This window comes from Neorhizobium sp. PAMB6716 (genome assembly GCF_058242805.1).
Map to the genome: position 1 here is coordinate 3,672,404 of NZ_CM177835.1, position 24,556 is coordinate 3,696,959.

A 24,556-nucleotide genomic window follows, 5' to 3' on the forward strand; every position below is an offset into this window, starting at 1 on the left:
GCACCGAGGATGGAGAAAGCCGGACGAGGCGGATCACTCCTCCTTATCCGGCTTCGTGGTGCTTGCCAATCAGTGGCCCTGTTCGAGATGCGCCTTGAAGGCGTCCGCATAATCCTTGTGCCAGCGTGACAGCGGCGGGCGGTTTTCGATGATGTCGCCGGCGGCCCAGGCAATGCGCTTTTCGTCGAGCGCCCGGTCCACGTCATTGTCGGGGCAGAGGATGTAGAAATCGCCTCGCCCAAGGCTTTCCAGCATGAAATCCACCGTCTGCTCCGGTGTCCAGGCAGCATCCGGCTTTTCGGTGCGGCCATTGGCGGTGAGCCCGGTATAGACAAAACCGGGAATCAGCAGGTGTGCTGTCACATTGGCGCCTTCGGTGTTGCGCAGATCATGCTGCAGCGCCTCGGTGAAGGCTTTCACGCCAGCCTTTGCGACATTATAGGCGGGATCGCCGGGCGGCGTGGTGATGCCCTGCTTGGAGCCGGTGTTGATGATGAGGGCCGGATCACGATGGGCGACCATGCCGGGGCCAAAGGTGCGCGTGCCGTTGATCACGCCCATCAGGTTGACGGCAAGCACGCTCTCCCAGTTCACCTGCGGGCCAAACAGCGCGCTACCCGGCTGGATGCCGGCATTGTTCATCAGCACATGGACGCGTCCGAACCGCTGGATGACGGCGCGCTCCAGCGCTTCCAGCTCATCGAGGCGGGAGACATCTGCGCCAATTGCCACTACATCAGCCTCGCCGTTTTCGGAAAGGGCTGCCACATCGATGGCCGCCTGCGCCAGCCGGTCACCTTCGAGATCGACAAGAACCACGCAAAGACCTTGGCGGGCAAAAGCCTTTGCCGCTGCAAGGCCGATGCCGGAGGCGGCGCCGGTAACGACGGCTACATGGCCCTTTGCCAGTGCCGGGTGCTGAAGGATCATGGCCGAACTCCTCGATGCGTTTCTTCTAACGACGTGCGGCATATGGTATCGTGGCCCTATGTCGTCAACACGACGCGGCAATATGAGGACAAGGCATGGGCAGGGTTGCAACGATCACCGTCGATGAGGAACTGGCGCAGTTCATCAGCCACAAGGTCAGCGCCGGCGACTACGCCTCGGAATCCGATGTGGTTGCCGCAGCGCTTGAGCTGTTGCGCGAGCAGGAGGAGGAAGGCCTTGCTGCCATCCGCGCCGCAATAGACGAAGGGGAGGCGTCGGGCGAACCGCAGCCTTTTGATCCGGAACGGTTTCTCGAGCGAATGCATCGCAAATATGGCGCCTGACCCGCCCACCTATCGTCTCTCGCCCAAGGCCGAGAGAGACTTGGAAGACATCTGGCGTTTCAGCTTTCAAAAATGGTCCCGAGCGCAAGCCGATGCCTACTACGGAAATCTGATCGAGGCTTTCGAGAGCCTGGCAAAAGGCGATCGCAAAGGTCGACCTATCAATGGCATAAAGCTTGGGTATCTGAGCCTTGCCTGCGGTTCCCATTTCATCATTCATGTTGAGCGTGGGCGCAGGATCGAAATCATCCGCATCCTCCACCGCCGCATGAATATCGGCCGCCATCTCTGACATTTTGGCGCCGGCCCCGCCCTTGCGTCGCGCGGTAAACTCGCTAAAAGTGCCGCCATTCAAGATCTCAGGCGGGTTTTCGGCCCGCCCTTCCAGACGGAACTCATTGCCATGGCTCTCCCCAAAGACGTGAAGAAAGTCGTTCTCGCCTATTCCGGCGGTCTCGACACCTCGATCATCCTGAAATGGCTTCAGACCGAACTCGGCGCCGAAGTCGTCACCTTCACCGCCGATCTCGGCCAGGGCGAAGAGCTGGAGCCGGCGCGCAAGAAGGCCGAAATGCTCGGCATCAAGGAAATCTTCATCGAGGACGTGCGCGAGGAATTCGTGCGCGATTTCGTCTTCCCGATGTTCCGCGCCAACGCTGTCTATGAAGGCGTCTACCTGCTCGGCACGTCGATTGCCCGTCCGCTGATCTCCAAGCACCTGATCGATATCGCCAAGAAGACCGGCGCCGATGCGATTGCTCATGGCGCGACCGGCAAGGGCAATGACCAGGTTCGTTTCGAACTCTCGGCCTATGCGCTGAACCCGGATATCAAGATCATCGCGCCGTGGCGCGACTGGGCCTTCAAGAGCCGCACCGACCTTCTGGCCTTTGCCGAAGAAAACCAGATCCCCGTCGCCAAGGACAAGAAGGGCGAGGCGCCGTTCTCCGTTGACGCCAACCTTCTGCATTCCTCGTCTGAGGGCAAGGTTCTCGAAGATCCGTCCGTCGAGGCACCGGAATATGTGCATATGCGCACGATTTCCCCGGAAGCTGCTCCGGACAAGGCGACCATCATCAAGGTCGGTTTTGAAAAAGGCGATGCCGTCTCCATCAACGGCGTGCGCATGAGCCCGGCAACGCTGCTGGCCGAGCTGAACACCTATGGCCGCGACAACGGCATCGGCCGTCTCGATCTCGTCGAAAACCGTTTTGTCGGCATGAAGTCGCGCGGCGTCTATGAGACCCCCGGCGGCACCATTCTGCTCACCGCCCACCGCGCCATTGAATCGATCACGCTCGACCGGGGTGCCGCCCACCTGAAGGATGAGCTGATGCCGCGTTATGCGGAGCTTATCTATTATGGCTTCTGGTTCTCGCCGGAGCGCGAAATGCTGCAGGCGATGATCGACAAGAGCCAGGAGCATGTGGAAGGCGAAGTGACGCTGAAGCTCTACAAGGGCAATGTCATGGTCATCGGCCGCGAATCCTCGAAGTCGCTCTATTCCGACCAGCTCGTCACCTTTGAAGACGATCAGGGCGCCTATGACCAGAAGGATGCGGCCGGCTTCATCAAGCTCAATGCCCTTCGCCTGCGCACGCTCGCCAAGCGCAATCTCGGCAAGTAATCCTATCTTCTGACGACATCAGACCCGTCTGCTTCGGCAGGCGGGTTTTTTCGTGGCCGTTTCAGGCGCGCCGCGCCAGCCAATGCAGCCAGATGAAGCCTGCCACGGCCGACAGCTCCATGATCGGGATGATCGTGCCGAAGGCGGTCAGCGGATCGCCGATGCCAGCGGCTGCAATGCCACCAATAAAACCCGCCGTCATCTGGATGAAGCCGGTCATGGCCGAGGCTGAGCCTGCGATATGCGGGAAGGGCGCCATGCTGACGGTGATCACATGCGGTGTTAGGAAGGCAAGGCCGAAGGTGCAGATGGCAACCGGGCCCATGATCGACAGGAAGAACGGTGGCACGAAAGCGACCGAAAGCGCCATGATAATTCCGCCGATGCCGCACAGACTGATGCCGGTCAGTGCCGCCCGCGGACCGCCAAGGCGCTTGACGACAAGTTTCAGGGTGAGCGAGCCGAGCAGGTAAAAGCCGGATTGCATCAGCATGCCCACACCAAACTGCGTCGGCGAAAGGCCCACCTTGTTGATCAGCACGAAGGGCAGCATGGTCGCCTGCGCATAAAGCGCGCCGACGGTGCCGGCGAGAACCACGCAGGCGGCGAGGAACTGCAGGTTGCCGGCCACCTCGCCATAGGCGCTGAGAAGCCGGGCCGGCTGCAGCCGGGCAAGATCCGGCTTCACGGTTTCACGCAGGAAGATGAGGGTGCAAAGCCCGGCAAGGATGCCGAAGCCAACCATCAGCAGAAAGACCGCATGCCAGTTGAAGGCGGCAAGCGTCAGCCCGCCAAGCGTCGGCCCCATGGCGGGGCCAACCGCCAGGAATATGCCGATCGTGTTGAGGATGCGGGCCGCCTCCGGACCGACGAAGAGATCGCGCACGATGGCCCGTCCGACCACGACACCGACGGAGGCCCCGATGCCCTGGATGAGGCGCGCCGCCAGAATGAATTCCACCGAGGGCGCAAGCACGGCAAGCGTCGAGCCTGCCAGATAGATGGCGAGGAAAATCAGCGTTGCGGCCTTGCGGCCCAGCGCATCTGACAGCGGCCCCGCCACCAGCTGCGCCAGTGCAAAACCGGCAAAGAACATCGACAGGCTGAGCTTGATGGCCGCTTCCGTCGTGCCAAACGCGCGCACAAGCTCCGGCATGGCTGGTGTATAGATCGCCATCGAGATCGGCCCGAGCGTCGTCAGGAGAGCGCCGAGAAAGGTGGTGCGGCGCTCGCTCATGCGGTGGGCGGCGGCGGGCTTCGGATGCATTACAGACACTCGGGAGCCTCTGGGAGAGGGGTGGCGTCCGCCTGCAGGTTGGCGTTAATGCGATCAAGTGTCCGGCAGAGCGCAGCTGCTTCTTCTGGCGCCATGCCGGCAGTTGCCATGTCGATCACGGCGTCCAGTTCCGTGCGGATGGCGAGGATCAACGGGCCGGAGGCCGGTGTCAGCGTCACGCGCTTGGCGCGCCGGTCACTCGGGTCCGGCTGGCGTTCGATCAGGCCAAGGCCCTGCAGCTTATCGAGAAAGGTGCAGACCGTCATCGGCTCGATCCCCATGCGGGCGGCGATGTCCAGCTGGCGGCAATCTTTCAGGGCATGGATGTTGAGAAGGGTGCGGGCTTCGGCGGGCGTCACGCCCAGCCCTGCTTCGGCAATGCGGCGTTCGAACGCGCCGCGCAGAAGGCGCGCGCCATCGGTCAAAAGAAAACCTAATCTGTGAATGTCCGCGTCTGGAGCCATGATGCCTTGACCGTTGCTAAGGCACCCTTACTATCTTTCCCGGGCGAGGCAACCGGAAACGGATCAGGCGTCGATGAAATCGAGCACCGATGAGAAGGTCAGCGCCTTGTCTTCGTCGCCGAGGACCTGCGCCAACTCGTGCTGGTGGCGGAAATAATCCTGGAAGTCGAACTCCGTATCGTCGGTCACGCCGGAGAGATCGAGAACGCGGCCGGCGGAATCGACGGCCTCGATTGGCAATTCCTGGGCAAGAGCGATGTAGACGTCTTGTTCTATGGTGCCGGAAATATATCTCTGCAAGGCAAGTTCACGCAGAAGACGTGGAGAGATGGCGGAGAAGTCTATGTCACGCGAGGCAGCACCGGGCCGTTCGAATACGCGCTGCGTTTCCGGCCTCGGGATAAACTGCTGTTTGTCTTGTCTGGTATTGAAACCCTGCTCTTGTTGAAGCAAGCTTCCGGACCAGTTGTAGGAAGTGATTTCCACGGACACTATCCACGCTCATCGGATATGGTTGCAGAAAATAACGAATGGTTGCAGGGCGTCAATTATTAATAATCAGCTAATACTTCTTGTAGTTGAGCGATGGGCACCTTCATAGACCCGCCATCTTCCCCTGCTGGAATGGTGCTTTCTGAAAAATGATCGAGGATAATGAGATGACAGTGCATATGACGATCAATCCGGCGCTCGTGACGTGGAACGGGGTTCACAACCTGCCGCTGTTCGAAGCGGTGCGGGACGAGGATTTTGCGGCCGGCTTCGATGCGGCGCTTGCACTGCATGATACTGAAATCAAAGAGATTTCTGAAAACTCGCAAGCACCTGATTTTGACAACACCATCGTGGCGCTGGAAATCGCCGGCGATGAACTGTCGCGTATTTCCGCATTGTTCTGGAACAAGGCCGGCGCCCACACCAATGACGTGATCCAGTCCCTGGAACGCGACATCGCGCCAAAGATGTCTCGTCATTACTCGCGCATCGCGATGAATGTGGCGCTCTTTGCTCGCGTTGATGCCCTGTGGCAGGCGCGCGATACGCTGGGGCTCACGGTTGAGCAGACGCGCGTGCTGGAACGGCACTGGAAGGGTTTTGTGCGCGCTGGCGCAAAACTTTCCACGGATCAGCAGGAACGACTGGCCAAGATCAACGAGACGCTGGCAAGCCTTGGCGCCCAGTTCGGCCAGAATGTGCTGTCGGATGAAAAGGCCTGGTCGCTGATCCTGACGGCTGACGAAGACCTCGAAGGCCTGCCGGCTTTCCTGCGGGACGCGATGGCTTCTGCCGCGCGCGACCGGGGCGAGGCCGAAGGCGCCTATGCCGTCACCCTGTCACGCTCGATCATCGAACCGTTCCTGACCTTTTCCAGCCGTCGCGACCTGCGCGAGCAGGCGTTCCAGGCCTGGGTGAAGCGCGGTGACAATGGCGGCGCGACCGATAACATCGCCATCGTGCGCGAAACGCTGTCGCTGCGCGCCGAAAAGGCAAAGCTTCTCGGTTATGACAGCTTTGCGGCCTACAAGCTCGATGACACGATGGCAAAGACACCGTCGGCGGTGAACGATCTGCTGATGAGAGTGTGGACGAAGGCCCGCGCCAAGGCTTTGGAAGAGGAAGGAAGCCTTGCCGGCCTGATTGCCGAAGAAGGCGCCAATCATTCGGTCGCCCCCTGGGACTGGCGTTATTATGCCGAAAAGCTGCGCGAGCGGATGTTCGACTTCTCCGAATCCGAACTGAAGCCTTATCTCCAGCTCGAAAAGATCATCGAGGCCTGCTTTGATGTGGCAAACCGCCTGTTCGGCGTCACGATTGCCGAATTGAAGGGTGTCGCCGCCTATCATCCGGATGTGCGCGTGTTCGAAGTGCGCGATGGCGATGGCACGCTGAAAGCGATGTTCCTCGGCGATTATTTTGCGCGCTCCTCCAAGCGCTCCGGCGCCTGGATGAGTTCGTTCCAGAGCCAGCACAAGCTGACGCTGAAGAACGGCGCGGAAGGCGAGCTGCCAATCATCTACAATGTCTGCAACTTTGCAAAACCTGCTGCTGGCAAACCGGCGCTCCTGTCGCTCGATGATGCCCGTACGCTGTTTCACGAATTCGGCCACGGGCTGCATGGCATGCTGTCGGATGTGACCTACCCCTCGGTTGCCGGCACCGGCGTCTCGCGCGATTTCGTCGAACTGCCCTCGCAGCTTTACGAACACTGGCTGACGGTGCCGGAAATCCTGACGAAATACGCGGTGCATTATCAGACCGGCGAACCCATGCCGAAGGCGCTGCTCGACAAGGTTCTGGCCGCCCGCACCTTCAATGCCGGGTTCAATACGGTGGAATTCACCTCGTCGGCGCTGGTCGACATGGCGTTTCACACCCGCGCTGAACCGGTGGACGATCCGATGGCGGTGCAGGCCGATGTGCTCGCGGGCATCGGCATGCCGTCCTCCATCGTCATGCGTCACGCCACGCCGCATTTCCAGCACGTGTTTTCAGGTGATGGTTATTCGGCCGGCTATTATTCCTACATGTGGTCAGAGGTGCTCGATGCCGACGCCTTTGCCGCCTTCGAGGAAAGCGGCAATGCGTTCGATCCGGTCATGGCCCGCAAGCTGAAGAACAACATCTATTCGGTCGGCGGCTCCATCGATCCGGGGCAAGCCTATACCGCCTTCCGCGGCAAGCTGCCCGATCCGGCGGCCATGCTGAAGAAAAAGGGTCTTGGCATGGTAACCGAGCTTTCCGGCGGGGATGCGTAAGGCTCTCTCCATCTGACTGTGTGCCAGCCATTCCGTTCCGGCATGGCTGGCATCAAAACAACTGTCGTGTCGACCATGGTTCTGTCGCATAAGCTTCATGCGACTCTCCTACGGGGAGATCTTCTCCCGCGGAGGTTCCCATGGCTGCCATCATCAGCGCTGAAGGCGTCGGCAAGGTCTTTCAACAGCGCGTGTCGCAGCCGGGTATTCTCGGCGTCATCCGCAGCTTTGTGGCGCCGGTGACACGGCCCGTGCATGCGGTCGCCGATATCACCTTCTCCATCGCAGCCGGTGAAGCCGTCGGTTATCTCGGGCCGAACGGTGCCGGCAAATCCACAATGATCAAGATGCTGACGGGCATCCTGACGCCGAGCGCCGGCGAGGTCACCGTGCTCGGGCGAAAGCCGCAGCAGGAGCGCGTTGCCAACGCGCGCGATATCGGGGTGGTCTTCGGCCAGCGCACGCAGCTCTGGTGGGACCTGCCGCTCTCAGATAGTTTCGAGCTGCACCGTAGGCTTTACCGGGTGCCGGATGCGTTGTTTTCCAAGAACCGTGCGGCGCTCAGCGACATGATGGAGCTTTCCTCCTTCATCGAGCGGCCTGTGCGTCACTTAAGCCTTGGCCAGCGCATGCGCGCCGAAATCGCCATGGCGCTGATGCATGATCCGAAAATCCTGTTTCTCGACGAGCCCACAATTGGGCTCGATGTGGTCGCCAAGGACGTGGTGCGAAAATTTCTGTCGCGCATCAACCGCGAGCGCGGCACCACGATCATTCTCACCACCCATGACCTGCAGGATATCGAGGAAATCTGCCCGCGGCTGATCATGGTGGATGAGGGCAGGCTGCTGTTTGATGGCACGCTTCCGGCTTTGCGAAAATCCTTTGGCGCAAGGCGACGGTTGACGCTGGAATTTTCAGGCGATCCGGGTGAGGTGCGGCTTGTCGGTGCAAAGCCATCCGGCGGCGAAGGGTTGCTGCGCGAATTTCTGCTCGAAGACGATGGCCGCTCGCTGGTGCAATTGCTCGCAGCGCTCGAGGCATCCAGCGATGTGCGCGATGTGCGCCTGCATGAGCCGAGCATCGAGGAGGTCATCCGCACGCATTATCAGGCAAAGGCGTCGGCCCCGGCGCCGGTGACTGGCAGACCAGCGGTGCCGGCATGAGCGCCTTCCTTGCCCTGGTTTCCGCGTCCTTTCGCCGGGAAGCCCATCATCGATCGCAAATGATGATGCGCATCGTCGGTACGCTCATCGAGATCCTCGCCCGCATTTCCATCTGGCATGCGGTCTATGCCGGACGCGGCGCGGTGGACGGCATCTCCATCGGCCAGATGATTGCCTATGCGCTGATCGGCGGCACGCTGTTGTCGAGTTGGGATGCCACGATGATCGTGCGCGATATCGGCACCACGATCCGCACAGGTGCCATCGGCTCGTCGCTGCTGCGCCCGGCAAGCTACCCGATGATGCTGATGGCGGAACAGCTGGGCACGCGCCTGTTTGACTGGCTGTTCATATCCGTGCCGGTGATTGTCATCATGGGACTGGTCTACGGCCTGCAGCCGCCGGCAAGCCTGCCGCATGCCCTGCTTTTTGTCGGCTATCTCGCCGTCTCCGTCGTCATCGTCATGCTGACGGCCATGCTTGTCGGGCTTTTTTCCTTCTGGGTGTTTGATGCCCATTCGCTGGAATGGTTCATGCGCGGCATTCTGGCGGTGCTCTCTGGCGGGCTGGTGCCAATCTGGTTTTTTCCCGGCGGCCTTGCGGAGGTTGCCCGGGCACTGCCGTTTTCCTGGATCACCTATCATCCGATGGCGGTCTATCTCGGGCAGCACGATCTTTTCTGGTCGGTACAGCATCTGCTGATCGGGCTTGGCTGGGTGGCCGCGCTGGCGCTGGCTGTCACGGTCGTCTGGTTGCGGGCCTGCCGTCAGGTCGTGGTACAGGGAGGCTGAACCATGCGCGAGACCCTGTCCCTTCTGTTCTATCTCGTTCGTCTCAGGGTGCGCACGCGCCTGGAATTTCGTGCGAGCCTTGTCATTGCCTGGACGGCGCAGGGCTTTGGTTATGCCGGCGTCTTCACCTCCATCTGGATCATTCTCACCCGGTTTGAGAATATCGGCGGCTGGAGCTGGCCGCAGATGGCGCTGTTCCTCGGCTTCCATACGCTTGGTTATGCGCTGGGTGCCTGCTTTACCCTGGTGCAACTGCGCGGCATGGAGGAGATCGTGCGCGGCGGCGAGTTCGACATGCTGCTGGTGCGGCCGATCAACCCCTGGGCCTATCTCGTTTTCTCCGGCTTCAACATCGAATATGGCGGGCATATCCTGCTCGGTCTCGGCCTCATCGTCTGGGCCTTGCCACAGGTGGGCATCGTCTGGAGCCTGCCGTCCGCACTCATGCTGTTTGGCGGGCTGGTGAGTTCCGCCCTCATCACGGCATCCTGCATCACCGTGGTCAGCGCCTGTGCGCTGGTTCTGCAGCGGGCGCGTTATTTGTTCGGCCTCTATTTCGATTTCTGGGAACTGTCGCGGTATCCGGCGAGCATCTTTGCACCCGTGTTCCAGCTGGCGCTGCTTACCGTCATTCCGCTCGGCTACATGGCCTATGTGCCGGTGTCGGTGCTGCTCGGGCGGCCGGTGCCGTATCTGGGAGCACTCGCCCCCTTCGCCTCGCTTGGCGCCGGCCCGCTTGCGGTTCTCGCAGCCGCCGCGTTCTGGCGCTTCTGCCTCAGGCGTTACCAGGGCGGTGGCGGTTGAACAGCTGCGTCTTCTGCATCATGTCCGTTGGCAGTTGCTGCTTTATTCTCTCAGGCTGTTTCGGTAGCGTATGCGTGTTCGATTCGCGAAAAGGCTGCAGCGCATGAAGAGACTGAACATTGGGGCTGGTTCCAAGCGGCGTGACGGTTTTCTCAGCGTCGATGTTCGCGGCGTACCCGAGGTCGATATCGTCTCTACCGCGTGGGATCTGGAGGAGGTCGAAGCATCTTCGATTGCCGAAATCTACACCCGCCATATGCTCGAGCATCTCGATCCCAATGATGGGCGCAAGTCGATCCGGCGCTGGTTTGAAATCCTGGCGCCCGGCGGGCGTGTCAACATCGTCGTGCCGGATCTGGAATTTCATGCACGCCAGCTGCTTGGCGCTGCCAAAAGCCATTTCGATGATCAGATGGCCCATGCCTATGCCGGCTTCTTCGGCTGGCGTGACGAGGGGCGCGGCGGCAACCGCGAGGATGCCCACCGCTGGGGCTATACCGAACATACGCTGGCAGCGCTTCTTTCGGAATACGGTTTCACCAGCGTTGCGCGACAGCTTTCCGGTCCTGACAGCGAGCCCTGGCACCTGAACATGGTGGCGCTGAAGCCGGGGCAAATGCCCGAATTGATGCCTGAAGTGGCACATCCATTGGTCTGATGCGCGTGTCTTGACGCCGTCCCCCTTTCGCATCTGCGAAAAACAGGGTATGGGGGCGCCAACGAAAATTGGCGCGGTCTGTTGGATCATGTGCGCCACAGCCCAGAGAACCCAATATGAAGATTCGCAATATCGCGATCATCGCGCACGTTGACCATGGGAAAACGACCCTTGTTGACGAACTCCTGAAGCAGTCCGGCTCGTTCCGTGAAAACCAGCGCGTTGCAGAACGCGTGATGGACAGTAACGACCTCGAAAAGGAACGCGGCATTACCATTCTTGCCAAGGCAACTTCGGTGGAATGGAAGGGCGTTCGCGTCAACATCGTCGACACCCCCGGCCACGCCGACTTCGGCGGCGAAGTCGAACGTATTCTGTCGATGGTGGATGGCGCCATCGTTCTCGTCGACAGCTCCGAAGGCCCGATGCCGCAGACCAAGTTCGTGGTCGGCAAGGCGCTGAAGGTTGGTCTTCGCCCGATCGTCGCGATCAACAAGATCGACCGTCCCGATGGCCGGCATGAAGAAGTCATCAACGAAGTGTTCGACCTCTTCGCAAGCCTTGACGCAACCGACGAACAGCTCGACTTCCCGATCCTCTACGGTTCGGGTCGCGATGGCTGGATGAACATTGCGCCTGAAGGCCCGAAGGATCAGGGTCTCGCCCCGCTCCTCGATCTCGTTCTGCAGCATGTTCCGGAGCCGAGCGTCGGCGACGAAGACGGCGCCTTCCGCATGATCGGCACGCTTCTGGAAGCCAACCCCTTCCTCGGCCGCGTCATCACCGGCCGTATCCATTCCGGCTCGATCAAGCCGAACCAGCCCGTCAAGGTTCTGGGCCAGGATGGCAAGCTGATCGAAAACGGCCGTATCTCCAAGATCCTCGCTTTCCGCGGCATCGAGCGTACCGCCATCGATGAAGCCCATGCCGGCGACATCGTGGCGATTGCCGGTCTCTCCAAGGGCACCGTTGCTGACACGTTCTGCGATCCGTCCGTGACCGAAGCGCTGGAAGCCCAGCCGATCGATCCGCCGACGGTGACCATGTCCTTCCTCGTCAACGACTCACCGCTTGCCGGCACCGAAGGCGACAAGGTCACGAGCCGCGTCATCCGCGACCGCCTGTTCAAGGAAGCCGAAGGCAACGTTGCGCTGAAGATCGAAGAAGCCGAAGGCAAGGATTCGTTCTTCGTTTCCGGTCGTGGCGAATTGCAGCTGGCCGTTCTCATCGAGACGATGCGTCGCGAAGGGTTCGAGCTTGCCGTTTCGCGTCCGCGCGTCGTCATGCACAAGGACGAAAACGGCACCCTGATGGAGCCGATCGAAGAAGTCGTCATCGACGTTGATGAAGAACATTCCGGCGTCGTCGTGCAGAAGATGTCCGAGCGCAAGGCTGAAATGACCGAACTGCGCCCCTCCGGCGGCAACCGCGTTCGTCTGGTGTTCTTCGCACCGACCCGCGGCCTGATCGGTTACCAGTCGGAACTTCTGACCGACACGCGCGGCACGGCGATCATGAACCGCCTGTTCCACGATTATCAGCCCTTCAAGGGCGAAATCGGCGGCCGTTCCAACGGCGTGCTTCTGTCCAACCAGTCCGGTGAAGCCGTGGCCTACGCCATGTTCAACCTGGAAGATCGCGGCCCGATGATCATCGAGCCCGGCGAAAAGGTCTATATGGGCATGATCGTCGGCATCCACACGCGTGACAACGATCTGGAAGTCAACGTTCTGAAGGGCAAGCAGCTGACGAACATCCGTTCGGCCGGCAAGGACGAAGCCGTTCGCCTGACCCCGCCGATCCGCATGACGCTCGACCGCGCTCTCTCCTGGATCCAGGACGACGAGCTGATGGAAGTCACGCCGAAGTCGATCCGTCTTCGCAAGATGTATCTCGACCCGAATGATCGCAAGCGTTTCGGCAAAGCCCGCGTCGCCTGATTTCAAAGGCCGTTTTATCGTTTCAAAAGCCCCGGCAAAACCGGGGCTTTTTTGTGTGCGTCTGTTGCCCCGCGGGCTTGTTCAGAAGTTTAAAAAAGCGTTAACTTGGGCATGACCGGTCGCCACGCAGACGGTGCGCGCCGGGCATACCGCTCCACGAGCGGTTCATCGGCGGCGAGACCAGAGTGTTGTCATGAAGACAGTGTCCATCGACGTGCGGCGTGCCACGGCAGAAGATGCCCGCGAGGTTTCCGAAGTTCATCGTCTCGCCTGGCGTCAGGCCTATGCAGGGCTCATCCCGCACAAGCCGCTGACCGAAATGCTGGAGCGGCGGGGAGAGGCCTGGTGGCGCCGGGCAGCCAAGGGGCCGGCCACGTTGCTGGTGCTGGATGTGGAGGGCACGATCGCCGGTTATGCCACGATGGGGCTCAACCGGGCACGGGCGCTGCCGCAGGAGGGTGAAATCTATGAAATCTACCTACGCCCGGAATTCCAGGGCATCGGTCTTGGCCGGCGGCTGTTTAACGAAACGCGCCGCCTTTTGAAATCGCTCGGCTGCAGCGGCCTTGTGGTCTGGTGCCTCGAAGACAGCGAACATGCCACGCGTTTTTTCCGCCGTCATGGCGGTTTGGATCTGGCTGAGGGCATGGAGGATTTTGCCGGCGCGCAACTGCGCAAGATCGGCTTTGTCTGGCCCTGATCACATCGATCGACAGGTGCCTGCCGCAGAGTGATCGTGCAGGTGAAGATGCTGATGTTCCCGCCCTCAGGTATGTTGCAATGCACCGGTTTTCCCAGTATCGAGACGGGTACAAACAACGCTCTTGGGGAGAAACATGCGTATCGATGCGATCAAGATCGGCAAGAACCCGCCGGACGACGTAAACGTTATCGTTGAAGTTCCGGTCGGCGGTCATCCGATCAAGTACGAGATGGACAAGGATGCCGGCGCGCTGATCGTCGACCGTTTCCTCTATACGCCGATGACCTACCCCGGCAATTACGGCTTTGTGCCGCACACGCTGTCGGAAGATGGCGATCCGGTCGACGTCCTCATCTGCAACACCCGTCCGCTGGTTCCCGGCTGCGTGATCAACGTGCGCCCGATCGGCGTGATGATCATGGAAGACGATGGCGGCAAGGACGAGAAGATCCTCGCGGTGCCGGCGCCGAAGCTGACCCAGCGTTACGACAAGATCAACAATTTCACCGATCTGCCTGATATCACGCTGAAGCAGATCGAGCACTTCTTCACCCATTACAAGGATCTGGAGCCCGGCAAGTGGGTGAAGATCGAGGGTTGGCAGGATGTGACCGTGGCCAAGCGCCTGATCGTCGAGGCCATTGAGCGTTACAACGCCCAGAAATAAAAAGCTTTGCGCTGCATGCCCTCAGGCGGGCGTCAGCGCATCCAGCTTCTTCATCAGATCCTCCGGTTCGCCCTCGAGCCGGAGGATTTTTTTGCGCGCCGTGTCGCCGGAAATGAGTGAGATCGAGGATTTTGGCACGCGCAGTTTGCCAGCCAGAAGTTTGACCAGCGCCTTGTTGGCCTTGCCGTCTTCAGGAACGGCAGTGACGCGGGCCTTCAGCCAGCATTCGCCGTCCGCCGCCATCTCGATGCCTTCGAGCGCATCACGCGATGCGTTCGGTGTCAGGCGAACGGCAAGCCGCACATGGTCGGGAAAGGGCGTATAGGCCCGGATCAAACCAGTGCCGGAACGATCGTGGTCCACATCAGCGAGCGGATAAAGAAGATGATCAGCAGGAGGATGATCGGGGAAATGTCGATGCCGCCGAGATTGGGCATGACGCGGCGGATCGGGCGAAGCGCCGGCTCCGTCAGGTTGTACAGCATCGTGCCGATCGAATTGACGAAGCTGTTGCTCGAATTGATGACGTTGAAGGCGTACAGCCAGGAGAAGATGGCGCTGGCAATGAGCACCCAGGTATAAAGGTTCAAAGCCAGATCGATGGTCTGAAACAGCGCGATCATCCATAACTCCATATCTTTGGTTGACAGACATGTAGACATTGGCGACTTAGGCGACAAGTGCCGTTTCAAGGCCTATGGCGAATCATGTTTAACGAGCGGCCGCCTGCCACGGGCGGCACGTCGAAAGCGTTTCCGATGTCCCTGCCTGCCGCTGATGACCGTTTTGCCGCATTCCGGCACTCCTCCTACAGGCGCTTTTTCTTCTCACGGTTTCTTGCAGCCTTTGCCACGCAGATCGTCAGCGTCTCCGTGGGATGGCAGATGTATGATGTCACCGGCAATGCGCTTTATCTCGGACTGATCGGCCTTTTCCAGTTCCTGCCGTCGCTGTTGCTGATCCTGGTCACCGGTTCGGTTGCCGACCGTTATAATCGCCGCGCCATCGTGGCGGCCTGCCTGCTTCTAGGTGGCCTTTGCACGGCAGCGCTTCTTTTCCTCACGCTGACGCACAGTTTTTCGCCCTGGCCGGTGTTCGGTATCCTCGTCGTCTTCGGCATCGAGCGCGCCTTCATGGGGCCGGCGGTGCAGTCGCTTGCTCCGAACCTTGTGCCGGAAAAGGACCTGCCGAACGCCATTGCCTGGAATTCCTCCTCCTGGCAGACGGCTTCGATCCTTGGCCCGGTGGCCGGTGGCCTGCTTTATGGCGCAAGTGCGGTTGCGGCCTATTCCACGGCCCTGGTGTTCATGCTGGGCGCCATGGTGCTGATCATCAGCATCCCCAAGCCCGCCCAGCGCACAGCCGCCTCCAAGGCCGTCAGCTGGACCACGATCCTTGCCGGCTTCCGTTTCATCTCCACCGAAAAAGTGGTGCTGGGTGCCATCTCGCTGGACCTGTTTGCAGTCCTGCTCGGCGGCGCTGTTGCGCTGATGCCGATCTTTGCCCGTGACGTGCTGGACCTTGGCCCCTGGGGGCTCGGCCTCCTGCGTTCGGCACCGGGCGTTGGCGCTATCGTGGTGGCCGTGCTGCTGGCGGCCTACCCGATCCGCAAGCATGCGGGCCTTGCCATGTTCGGTGGCGTTGCCCTTTTCGGCGTCGCAACGGTCGTCTTCGGAATGTCGCAGACGGTGTGGTTATCGATTGCTGCGCTGATGCTGATGGGCGCATCCGATATGATCTCGGTCTATGTCCGCGAAAGCCTGATCATGTTGTGGACGCCAGATGAAGTGCGCGGACGCGTCAACGCCGTCAACATGGTCTTTGTCGGCGCGTCCAACGAGCTTGGCGAATTCCGCGCCGGCACCATGGCGCATGTGGTGGGGGCCGTGCCGGCCGTCGTCATTGGCGGTATTGGAACACTTGCCGTTTCCGTCATCTGGGCGCTCAGCTTTCCAAAATTGCGCAAGATCGACAATCTCGACGCACCGTCCAATCCCTGATCTCAACCGGTTGCGGTTGCATCCAGCTTCGGGCGCGTGGTGGCGCGCGCGGCTTGTTTGACGCTGTCATGCTGGAACACCATGTCGAGAAAATCGGACAGCCAGGCCTTCAGCGGCGCATCGAAAATCATCCGTCCCTCCAGATGCTCACGTCCCTGCTGGGCGTTGGGCATGACGAAACGCGAGGCGCCGCGCACCACCCAGCTGTGCATCATGGCGCGCGTCAGTTCCGCATGAAACTGCACACCCCAGGCATTGTCGCCGTAGCGGATGGCCTGATGCGGATAGGCATCGCCTTCCGCCAGAAGCTGCACGCCGCGCGGCACGTCAAAACCTTCGCGATGAAAATGGTAGACCATTTTTGGCCAGTGCATCAGAAGCCGGCCGTGTTCGGTGGCGCGCAGCGGATACCAGCCGATTTCGGTAAGGCCATTGCCTTCGGCTGCAACCTTGCCGCCAAGGTTTTTGACCATCATCTGGGCGCCGAGACAGATGCCGAGGTAAGGTTTGTTTTCCCGGAGCGGCACCGAAATCCAGTCGATCTCGGCCTTCACGAAGGCTTCCGGATCGTTGGCGCTCATCGGTCCACCGAAAATCACGGCACCGGCATGATGCGCCAGCGTATCCGGCAACGGGTCACCGAGTACGGGGCGGCGGATATCGAGAGCATAACCCTTATCCAGCAGCATCTGGCCCACGCGTCCGGGTGAGGAGCGTTCCTGATGCAGCACGATCAGGATCGGCTGCCGGTCGTTGGACGTCTTGGCGGTTGATCCATTTAGGCGGGTCTGTCTTGCGTCTTGGCTCGGAGGTATCATCAGCATCCGGTCTTCCTCAGTCTCCTCCCTGATCCCCTCCACCGTCAACGCCAACCGTGCGCGCCGCAACCTTCTGGCGCTCCAGCACCCTGTCCCTTGCCGAGACGCCGAGAAGATCCGCTATCCTCCAGATCACGTGATCTTCCATCTCGCTGCGTTCGCCATCGGCATAAACGAGGTCCCAGAGGACCCCGACCAGGTTGACGCAGTCCTCGGGACTGAGATGACGCTTAAGATCGGAGGTAAAACGATAATAGTCAACTGCTTCCGAGCCTGCCGTGCGGCCAGCCTCGATCAGGCTTGCCAGATGAGTGCTGTCGAGCTGATAGCGGTCACGCAACAGCACTTTCAGCTTCGACTTTTCCGCCTCCGACACTCGCCCGTCCGCTTCCATCACCTGGAAGCATAGGGCAGCAAAGGCAACGCGCGGATCATCGGGCGCAAATTCGTCATTGATCCGGTCGTCGGTCAGCGACTGGAAGAAATCCTGGATTCGATCAAACATAAGCATACTCAAAAAATGCGCAGACGCGTGGGTGGTTCCGGCTGCGCATTCTGATCCTTCACGCCCGGATCATCTGGCGGGCGCCCGTTGAACGGATCAGGTGTCTGTTCCGCGGCAATAACCTTACCGTCGCCTTCCGGTTTTGGCGTGACGGAAGATGCCGGCGCAGGTTTTGGTTTTTCAGGCATGTTCACCACGGTAAGCGGCGGCGGTTCCGCCGTTGCCGGGGTGTCCGCGACGATATCGGCGGGCTTTGCTGCGGCAACCGGCGCGGCTTTCGGCGAAGGCGTGATGTCGCGCACCGGCGGCAGGCTGGCAATCGCGGTTTCGGCGGCAAGCGTGCCTTCCTCCACAGGGCCTTCCAACTGGCCGAAGGGCTGCTTCCATTCGAAAGCATCCAGACGACCGGTAACCGGTGACATCGGCAGCCAGCGTTCGGACACGAAACCGTCGGCCACCCAGGCGGCATTCCTTGGCGCGCGCAACGCCTGCGCCATCCAGTGGCGGATGCGGCCCTGATCGCCGGTCTCGTTTTCCTCGATATCCGCCAACAGCAGATAGGCGCTCTCGCGTGGACCCATGCGCAGCGCTGCTTCCGCCTTGTCGCGTGCCTTCCTGAAATCCTTCGTGTCGAGGGCGGCCTCGGCGACAGCCAGAAGCGATTCCGGATTGTTGGGTTTCAGCGCCTCCAGCTTTTCGGCGCGCTTCAGGCGGTCGCTGGCGCTATCGCCGCTTCGAGCACGCACATAGGCTTCCGCCACCTGCGGGTGCGGCGTGATCTTCCAGAGGCTTTCCAGCACAGAAGCGGCCTTGCGCAGGTTGTCCTCGCGCATATGGGCCTTGGCCGCGATGATACCGGCGGGAACGAGATCCTTGGCAAGCTTGAGGGCCGCCGTCGCATCATCGCGGGCGCCTTTCGGATCGCCTTCCAGACGCTCGGTGGCACGCGCGGTCAAGAGCACAGCCTTCCAGCGGTCAGCCTGTTTTTTATCGATGACATTGGCGATCTTCTGCTGGTCGAGAAGCCGGATGGCGTCTTCCCAGCGGCCCTCCTGACAGCGATATTCCAGCGTTGCCTCGGCAGCCCAGGGCAGGTAGGGCGCGTGCTCCACCGCCGTTTCGGCATATTGGCGGGCCGCCTCGTTGGCGCCGAGCCGGCGGGCTTCCATATAAAGGCCGCGCAGGCCGAGTTCCCGGGTTTCCGGATCCTCTGCCATCTTTTCGAATTTTTCGCGGGCTTCCTCGTAACGGCCTTCGATCAGTGCGGTCTGCGCTTCCAGAAGCTGGATCAGCGGTTCCTGATCAGCGCGCAGAAGGCCACGGGCACGCGCGCTCATCTTGCGGGCGAGCAGCGCATTGCCGGAGCCGGCAGCGATCATGCCGGTCGACAGCGCCTGATAACCGCGATCCCGCTTGCGGGCACGAAAATAACGGCGCATCGAATGCGGTGAGGTCCAGATGGTCTGGATCAGCCACCAGACGAACATCACGGCAAAGATAAGCGCAACGATGGCTGTTGCCGCCACCATGATGCTGGTTTCGATCAGCTGGTTCTGCCAGGTGATGGAGATGAGGCCGGGACGTTCGGCAAGCCAGGAAAAGCTCCAGCCAAGACCCAGCGTGACGACGGCGAAGATGAACAGACGGATCATGCAGGGGTTCTCCTCAACCAGCCGTGCCGGTGCTTGTCATGGCGCGGGTCAGGGTGCCGCTTGCAAGTTCGTCGACCTTGATGCGTGCATCAAGGGCGCGCTTGAAATCCTGCGAGGCCTGCTTGGCGGTTTCCGGAAGCGCATTCCATTCAGAAACGGCCGCCTGCAGATTACCGGTCTTCACCCGCTCCTCCATCCGCGCCACCACGGCCTCCGGCGTATCACCGGCGACATCGCCCACCGGGCGCACCTTGACGACGCGCATGGCGCTGGACAGGAGCCGGCTTGCAATGCCTTCGCCTTCTGCCGGCTGATGCAGGGCATCCATCATGGCGTCGGTTGCAGCAGGCAGGCGGCGCGCCAGATCGGCCCGCGTCGGCACACCATCACCGGCATAGGCACGCAGGCCCTCGACCGCGGGATCATCGGAGGCAACATCGGCAAAGGTCTGGAGTTCAGCGGCAAAGGAACCGCCGCGCTCGGTTGCGGCTTTCAGCGCGGCCGCTGCAAGGGCACGCGCGATCGCCTGTTCGGGGCCGGGTCTGTTCAGCCGTGTTTCGATGCCGGAAAGGCGCTGGCCAAGATCGGCGGCGGCGGCATCGTCGTTCTTTGTCGAGGAGCGCAAGGCTTCGATGTCCGATTGCAGCGACGAAAGACGCTCGGTCACCTCCGGTGCGGTGCCATTGTTGCCGATCGAGGTTTCGAGCGCGCTCACACGGGCGGCAAGATCACCATCGCTGCTCGCAGCCGGCGTATTGCGCAAGCTTGCCACCTGCTGGCGCAGATCGGCAATCTCGGCCGAGACATCGCCGCTGCCGTTCGATCGGGCAGGGCCGGGCAGATAACCGGCATATTGCATGCTGCCGGCAAGCAGCAGGGCGACAAGACCGCCTATGATGCCGGAAGCGGCAAGGCTTGCCCCTGAGGCGCCGCGCGCCGAAGGCGTCACGGCTGTCGAAGCGCCTGAGGCAGGACGCGAAGACGAAGCGCCGGGCGTTGTGCCGGAAGAAGATGAGGGTGCGCTGGAGAAAGCCGAAGCGGCCGGCTTGCCGCTGGGTGGCACCGCAGTTGCGCCGGCCGCGCTGGCGGATTTGTGCGACGACAGTTCAGGCTTTGCGTCCGCCGCACTGGTCTTAAAAGCGTCGGTCTTAAAAGCCTCTGCCTTGGCTGTATCAGCCTTGGCCGCATCCGGTGTGCTGGTATCCGGCTTCCCGGTCGGATCGGCTTTTTCCGCAGCAAGCGGCGCGCTTGCACTGGCAGCGGCAGGCGGCGTGTCCTTTGCCGTGCGTGGCGCAAGGTTTTCGGGAGACGCTGAGGCGGCGACATTGCCATCGGCCGGCGCACTCTGGGCCGGCGCGTCCTGGGTGACAGGCGTTGCGGGCTTTTCACCGAATGGAGTGCCGGACATGCCGGTGTCATCGCTGCGCACAGGCTCGGCCATGGCAGAAGGATCCGCCCGATCGACAGCCTTGTCGGCCGAAAGATCCAGGGTGACCGGGGTCTTTCCCGAACGGGAGCGGCGTGGCGGCTTGTCGGAAACCATGGCAACCTCATTTTGCGACTGTCTCTGTTGAAACTAGTCAGCCGGAAGGAGGATGGAAAGAGGCGTGGGCTATTTTGGTTCCAAGCTTCGACCAAAGAAAAACCGCGTCAGCCGAGAAGCGCCAGGAGATCCGCCTCGGAAGGGGTCGGCGAAACCACCGTTTGCACGGCAAAATCATCCGGAATGGCAGCGGCGATTGCCGCGCTCAGGCAAAAGACGCGCATGCCGTAAAACGCCTGCCTGCGTTCCCGCACCGCCGGATGCGCAAAGAAAAGTTGCGCCGCCTCGCGCGAGTAAAGCAGAAGGCAATCCGGCATGGGGGAGAGAAGCGCGACCTCTTGCCTGCTCCACTGTCGCGCCACCATGGCATAACATTCCGCAACGTCGCAGCCGATCCCTTGCCGCTGCAGCCCGTCTTCAAAACCGGGTGAGCGCGGCGTGCCCGCCAGATAAAGCAGGGACTTCAGGTCGGCAGTGCCGATCAGCCCGGCCAGGTCCGCCCCGGTTCCGCCACCGGCTGTCACATGGCGAAAACCTGCGATGCGGGCCGCTTCGGCACTTGCTTCGCCCACGGTGAAAACCGGCGTGTCGAGATGCGGTGCAAGATCAATGCCTTTCAGCGCGCGAATGGCTTCGGCGCTGGTGAAGACGATGGCCTGGTGTGGCCGGGCCAGCGCATTCTGCGCGACTTCGGCCCGGTGTTCGGCGCGCGTGAGCGGCAGCAGCAGTACATCGTGACCGAGCGCAGCAAGTCTTGTCGCCGTGCGGCGGGCGCTGTCTGCTGGCCGGGTCACGATCACCCGCATGGCATCAGGTCCAGTCGGCGAAGAAATCGGGGCCGGCGGCGGTGCGCACCAGTGTGCCCGCCTGAGCGCCAAGCTTGCCCGCCTCGCTGCGCAGACCCTCCATCTCCACCGCATGTTCGCGGCTTCCGTCGGGCGTCAGGATGAGGCCGGAAAATTTCAGATGCTCGCCCTCGCAGATCGCATAACCGGCAATCGGGGTGCGGCATGAGCCATCGAGCGCTGCCAGAAACGCCCGCTCGCAGGAGACGGCATCCCATGTCGGCCGGTCGTTGATCGCCTCCAGCAGATCGAGCACGCGCTGGTCGCCGATGCGGCTTTCGATGCAGATCGCCCCTTGCGCCGGTGCCGGGGGAAAATCTGCCGGGTCCATCAGTTCGGTTGCCACATCGGGCATGGAAAGGCGGTTGAGGCCGGCAAGCGCCAGAAGGGTTGCATCCACCTGGCCCTCTTCCAGCTTGCGCAGCCGCGTTTCCACAAGGCCGCGGAAGGTGATGACGGAAATATCCGGCCGGCGACGGCGGATGAGCGCCTGCCGTCGAAGCGACGAGGAGCCGACGACGGCGCCATCCGGTAGTGCCATCAGGCTGGGCGCCGTGCGGCCGATAAAGGCATCGCGAAAATCCTCGCGCGGGAGATAGGCGGAAAGTTCAAGGCCTGCCGGCAGCGCCGTTGGCATGTCCTTGGAGGAATGCACGGCAAAATCCAGCTCGCCGATCAAAAGCTGCGCCTCCAGTTCCTCGGTGAACAGGCCCTTGCCGCCGACTTCCGACAGCGCCCTATCGGTAATGCGGTCACCCTTGGTGGAGAGCACGACGATCTCGAACATTTCTTCCGGCAGGCCATGCGCCGCCATCAGCCGGGCGCGTGTTTCGGAGGCCTGGGCCAGCGCCAGCGGGCTGCCGCGCGTGCCGATCCGGAAAGGTTTTGTTTGCATCTCATGTCATCCATTGTTACGCGATAGCTTCGTAACCGGCTTTGACCGGCATCGCAATTCGCCCGCATTGTTTCAGTCACCATGACACCCATCCTGCGCATCCTCGGCATCGAAACCAGCTGCGACGAAACCGCCGCATCCATCGTGGTTCGCCATGCCGATGGACGTGGCGAGATCGTCTCCGACGTCGTTTTGTCGCAGCTCGAAGAACACAGCGCCTTTGGCGGCGTCGTGCCGGAAATCGCCGCCCGTGCCCATGTGGAAGCGCTTGACGGCCTGATCGAGGAAGCCTTGTCGCGCGCAGGCGTGGGTTTGCGGGATATCGATGCGGTGGCAGCCACCGCCGGCCCCGGCCTCATCGGCGGCCTTCTGGTCGGCCTGATGACCGGCAAGGCGATTGCGCGCGCGGCGGATAAGCCGCTTTATGCCATCAATCATCTGGAAGGCCATGCGCTGACGGCACGACTGACCGATGGGCTGTCTTTTCCCTACCTGATGCTGCTCGTCTCCGGTGGCCACACCCAGCTGGTGCTGGTGAAGGGTGTCGGCGATTACGAGCGTTTCGGCACCACCATTGATGATGCGCTGGGCGAGGCCTTCGACAAGACGGCAAAGCTGCTCGGCCTGCCTTATCCCGGCGGCCCGGCGGTCGAAAAGGCAGCCAAGGCCGGTGATCCCAACCGCTTTTCCCTGCCGCGTCCGCTGGTTGGCGAAGCGCGTCTCGACTTTTCCTTTTCCGGGCTGAAGACGGCGGTACGCCAGGCGGCAACTGCCATCCAGCCGCTCACCGATCAGGATATCGCCGATATCTGCGCGTCTTTCCAGCACGCCATTTCGCGCACGCTGAAAGACCGCATCGGCCGTGGCCTTGCCCGTTTCAAGGAGCGTTATCCCACGCTTGCCGAACCGGCGCTGGTGGTGGCCGGTGGTGTTGCGGCCAATCAGGTGATCCGCGCTACGCTTCAGGAACTTTGTGACGCCAACCGGTTTCGTTTCATCGCGCCGCCACTTCAGCTCTGTACGGATAATGCCGCCATGATTGCCTGGGCAGGGCTGGAGCGCATGGCAGCCGGCCTGCCGGATGACCCCATTTCCACCGCGCCGCGCTCCCGCTGGCCGCTGGATGCGGGGGCGGCAGCGCTGATCGGATCAGGAAAACGCGGAGCAAAAGCATGAGCGAACGGGAAAATATCGTCGTTATCGGCGCCGGCGCCTTCGGCACGGCGCTTGCCACCGTCATGGCGCTGGAAGGCAAGGCGAACGTCACCCTTATCGGGCGCGATACCGCGCTGATGGCGGATCTGCGCAATGACCGGGTGCATGATGCAGCCCTTCCCGGCGTGCCGCTTCCCGATGCTTTGCAGTTTTCGGCAGAACCCGATGCGCTGGGAGAGGCCGGCATCGTGCTGTTTGCCATGCCCTCGCAGGCCCATGCCGATGCCGCGCGCCATTACGGCCCCTATCTCGGTTCTGAAGCCGTTGTCGTCACCTGCGCCAAGGGCATCGAGCGCTCGTCCGGCCGGTTGCTGAGCGATGTGCTGGAGCAGGAACTGCCGCATCATCCGGTGGCGGTGCTCTCCGGCCCCGGTTTTGCCGCCGATATCGCCCGCGGGCTTCCGACAGCCATGTCGCTTGCGGCAGACGATATGGAGCTTGCCGAGCGGCTGGCGCATGCGATCTCCGGCCGCACCTTTCGCCTTTATGCCTCAAGCGACCGCATCGGCGTGCAGCTGGGCGGAGCGCTGAAGAATGTGCTGGCGATTGCCTGCGGTGTGGTGGAGGGAGCAGGTCTGGGCGAATCCGCCCGCGCTGCGCTGATCGCCCGCGGTCTTGCCGAAATGTCGCGGCTGGTCTCTGCCATGGGCGGCGAGGCCGACACGGTGCGCGGCCTGTCCGGTCTTGGTGATCTGGTGCTGACGGCCACCAGCCATCAGTCCCGTAATCTGCGTTTCGGCATTTCGCTCGGCCAAGGCGCTGCGGCGGATATGTCGGGCGGCGCGCTGGTCGAAGGCGCCTTTACCGCCGGCATCGCCGCAAGCCTGTCGTCGCGTCACTCCGTCGAACTGCCGATCACCCAGGCCGTTGCTGCCATCATGGAAGGGCGGCTTGATGTCCGCACCGCCATGGAACAGCTGATGAGCCGGCCCATCACCACCGAATAACCCTCAGACA

26 protein-coding genes are annotated in these 24,556 nt (G+C 61.6%); 14 read left to right on the plus strand and 12 right to left on the minus strand.

All coding sequences use genetic code 11. The annotated features are described in order from the left end of the window. Window positions 1-69: 69 nt before the first annotated feature. On the minus strand, window positions 70-930 hold the full coding sequence (locus AC4CWH_RS17760; protein WP_491319745.1) for an SDR family NAD(P)-dependent oxidoreductase: 861 nt from the start codon (window positions 928-930) through the stop codon (window positions 70-72). Window positions 931-1,025: 95 nt separating this feature from the next. Here AC4CWH_RS17760 and AC4CWH_RS17765 point away from each other — a divergent pair, with 95 nt between their 5' ends. The 3 genes from AC4CWH_RS17765 (at window position 1,026) to AC4CWH_RS17775 (ending at window position 2,901) form a co-directional block, all read left to right on the plus strand. Then, the gene (locus tag AC4CWH_RS17765) at window positions 1,026-1,274 is read left to right on the plus strand and encodes a type II toxin-antitoxin system ParD family antitoxin (RefSeq protein WP_491319746.1); all 249 of its coding nucleotides are present in this window, start codon (window positions 1,026-1,028) and stop codon (window positions 1,272-1,274) included. Next, entirely contained in the window at window positions 1,264-1,566 is a 303-nt protein-coding gene (locus AC4CWH_RS17770; RefSeq protein ID WP_491319747.1) for a type II toxin-antitoxin system RelE/ParE family toxin, read from the plus strand. Before AC4CWH_RS17765 ends, AC4CWH_RS17770 begins: the two co-directional genes overlap by 11 nt. A 111-nt stretch (window positions 1,567-1,677) precedes the next feature. Beyond that, the gene (locus tag AC4CWH_RS17775) at window positions 1,678-2,901 is read left to right on the plus strand and encodes an argininosuccinate synthase (RefSeq protein WP_491319748.1); all 1,224 of its coding nucleotides are present in this window, start codon (window positions 1,678-1,680) and stop codon (window positions 2,899-2,901) included. Between the two features lie 61 nt (window positions 2,902-2,962). On the opposite strand, the gene AC4CWH_RS17780 is transcribed toward AC4CWH_RS17775, so the two are convergent. From AC4CWH_RS17780 to AC4CWH_RS17790, 3 genes are all read right to left on the minus strand, one after another. After that, window positions 2,963-4,168: a multidrug effflux MFS transporter gene (locus AC4CWH_RS17780; protein WP_491321468.1), complete on the minus strand. Its 1,206-nt coding sequence runs from the start codon at window positions 4,166-4,168 to the stop codon at window positions 2,963-2,965. Then, window positions 4,168-4,641: a MarR family winged helix-turn-helix transcriptional regulator gene (locus tag AC4CWH_RS17785; protein WP_491319749.1), complete on the minus strand. Its 474-nt coding sequence runs from the start codon at window positions 4,639-4,641 to the stop codon at window positions 4,168-4,170. Before AC4CWH_RS17785 ends, AC4CWH_RS17780 begins: the two co-directional genes overlap by 1 nt. Window positions 4,642-4,704: 63 nt before the next feature. Next, window positions 4,705-5,127, minus strand: coding sequence for a hypothetical protein (locus AC4CWH_RS17790; RefSeq protein WP_491319750.1), 423 nt, complete (start codon window positions 5,125-5,127; stop codon window positions 4,705-4,707). Between the two features lie 173 nt (window positions 5,128-5,300). Here AC4CWH_RS17790 and AC4CWH_RS17795 point away from each other — a divergent pair, with 173 nt between their 5' ends. From AC4CWH_RS17795 to ppa, 8 genes are all read left to right on the plus strand, one after another. Then, window positions 5,301-7,397, plus strand: coding sequence for a M3 family metallopeptidase (locus tag AC4CWH_RS17795; RefSeq protein WP_491319751.1), 2,097 nt, complete (start codon window positions 5,301-5,303; stop codon window positions 7,395-7,397). A 140-nt stretch (window positions 7,398-7,537) separates the two neighbouring features. Next, window positions 7,538-8,563: an ABC transporter ATP-binding protein gene (locus AC4CWH_RS17800; protein WP_491319752.1), complete on the plus strand. Its 1,026-nt coding sequence runs from the start codon at window positions 7,538-7,540 to the stop codon at window positions 8,561-8,563. Continuing rightward, on the plus strand, window positions 8,560-9,354 hold the full coding sequence (locus tag AC4CWH_RS17805; protein WP_491319753.1) for an ABC transporter permease: 795 nt from the start codon (window positions 8,560-8,562) through the stop codon (window positions 9,352-9,354). The genes AC4CWH_RS17800 and AC4CWH_RS17805 overlap by 4 nt, the downstream gene beginning before the upstream one ends. A gap of 3 nt (window positions 9,355-9,357) precedes the next feature. After that, entirely contained in the window at window positions 9,358-10,158 is an 801-nt protein-coding gene (locus AC4CWH_RS17810; protein WP_491319754.1) for an ABC transporter permease, read from the plus strand. A 103-nt stretch (window positions 10,159-10,261) separates the two neighbouring features. Further along, complete coding sequence (locus tag AC4CWH_RS17815; RefSeq protein ID WP_491319755.1) at window positions 10,262-10,816, plus strand: class I SAM-dependent methyltransferase; 555 nt, start codon at window positions 10,262-10,264, stop codon at window positions 10,814-10,816. 116 nt (window positions 10,817-10,932) lie between these two features. Next, on the plus strand, window positions 10,933-12,756 hold the full coding sequence (gene typA / locus AC4CWH_RS17820; RefSeq protein WP_491319756.1) for a translational GTPase TypA: 1,824 nt from the start codon (window positions 10,933-10,935) through the stop codon (window positions 12,754-12,756). A 193-nt stretch (window positions 12,757-12,949) separates the two neighbouring features. Next, window positions 12,950-13,456, plus strand: coding sequence for a GNAT family N-acetyltransferase (locus tag AC4CWH_RS17825; protein WP_491283386.1), 507 nt, complete (start codon window positions 12,950-12,952; stop codon window positions 13,454-13,456). A gap of 136 nt (window positions 13,457-13,592) precedes the next feature. Further along, window positions 13,593-14,126: an inorganic diphosphatase gene (gene ppa / locus AC4CWH_RS17830; RefSeq protein WP_491283387.1), complete on the plus strand. Its 534-nt coding sequence runs from the start codon at window positions 13,593-13,595 to the stop codon at window positions 14,124-14,126. 21 nt (window positions 14,127-14,147) lie between these two features. Here ppa and AC4CWH_RS17835 read toward each other — a convergent pair whose 3' ends face one another. Both AC4CWH_RS17835 and AC4CWH_RS17840 read right to left on the minus strand, forming a co-directional pair. After that, window positions 14,148-14,462: a DUF167 domain-containing protein gene (locus AC4CWH_RS17835; RefSeq protein ID WP_491319757.1), complete on the minus strand. Its 315-nt coding sequence runs from the start codon at window positions 14,460-14,462 to the stop codon at window positions 14,148-14,150. Then, window positions 14,459-14,749 (minus strand): YggT family protein, encoded by a 291-nt coding sequence (locus AC4CWH_RS17840; RefSeq protein ID WP_491283389.1) that lies wholly within the window; start codon window positions 14,747-14,749, stop codon window positions 14,459-14,461. The genes AC4CWH_RS17835 and AC4CWH_RS17840 overlap by 4 nt, the downstream gene beginning before the upstream one ends. A gap of 135 nt (window positions 14,750-14,884) precedes the next feature. Here AC4CWH_RS17840 and AC4CWH_RS17845 point away from each other — a divergent pair, with 135 nt between their 5' ends. Then, the gene (locus AC4CWH_RS17845) at window positions 14,885-16,126 is read left to right on the plus strand and encodes an MFS transporter (protein ID WP_491319758.1); all 1,242 of its coding nucleotides are present in this window, start codon (window positions 14,885-14,887) and stop codon (window positions 16,124-16,126) included. Window positions 16,127-16,128: 2 nt separating this feature from the next. Here the strand turns inward: AC4CWH_RS17845 and AC4CWH_RS17850 are convergent, their stop codons facing one another. The 6 genes from AC4CWH_RS17850 to hemC form a co-directional block, all read right to left on the minus strand. Beyond that, the gene (locus tag AC4CWH_RS17850) at window positions 16,129-16,944 is read right to left on the minus strand and encodes a glutamine amidotransferase (protein ID WP_491321469.1); all 816 of its coding nucleotides are present in this window, start codon (window positions 16,942-16,944) and stop codon (window positions 16,129-16,131) included. 16 nt (window positions 16,945-16,960) lie between these two features. After that, complete coding sequence (locus AC4CWH_RS17855; RefSeq protein WP_491319759.1) at window positions 16,961-17,449, minus strand: tellurite resistance TerB family protein; 489 nt, start codon at window positions 17,447-17,449, stop codon at window positions 16,961-16,963. Window positions 17,450-17,457: 8 nt separating this feature from the next. Beyond that, window positions 17,458-19,101, minus strand: coding sequence for a heme biosynthesis protein HemY (locus AC4CWH_RS17860; protein ID WP_491319760.1), 1,644 nt, complete (start codon window positions 19,099-19,101; stop codon window positions 17,458-17,460). Window positions 19,102-19,114: 13 nt separating this feature from the next. Next, window positions 19,115-20,644, minus strand: coding sequence for a COG4223 family protein (locus AC4CWH_RS17865; protein ID WP_491319761.1), 1,530 nt, complete (start codon window positions 20,642-20,644; stop codon window positions 19,115-19,117). Window positions 20,645-20,751: 107 nt separating this feature from the next. Beyond that, window positions 20,752-21,450, minus strand: coding sequence for a uroporphyrinogen-III synthase (locus tag AC4CWH_RS17870; RefSeq protein WP_491319762.1), 699 nt, complete (start codon window positions 21,448-21,450; stop codon window positions 20,752-20,754). A 4-nt stretch (window positions 21,451-21,454) separates the two neighbouring features. Further along, the gene (gene hemC, locus AC4CWH_RS17875; protein WP_491283395.1) at window positions 21,455-22,384 is read right to left on the minus strand and encodes a hydroxymethylbilane synthase; all 930 of its coding nucleotides are present in this window, start codon (window positions 22,382-22,384) and stop codon (window positions 21,455-21,457) included. A gap of 81 nt (window positions 22,385-22,465) precedes the next feature. Between hemC and tsaD the strand changes: the two genes are divergently transcribed. Together tsaD and AC4CWH_RS17885 are read left to right on the plus strand one after the other, a co-directional pair. Next, window positions 22,466-23,560, plus strand: coding sequence for a tRNA (adenosine(37)-N6)-threonylcarbamoyltransferase complex transferase subunit TsaD (tsaD, locus tag AC4CWH_RS17880; RefSeq protein WP_491319763.1), 1,095 nt, complete (start codon window positions 22,466-22,468; stop codon window positions 23,558-23,560). Next, complete coding sequence (locus AC4CWH_RS17885) at window positions 23,557-24,546, plus strand: NAD(P)H-dependent glycerol-3-phosphate dehydrogenase (RefSeq protein WP_491319764.1); 990 nt, start codon at window positions 23,557-23,559, stop codon at window positions 24,544-24,546. Before tsaD ends, AC4CWH_RS17885 begins: the two co-directional genes overlap by 4 nt. The last annotated feature ends 10 nt before the right edge of the window (window positions 24,547-24,556 follow it).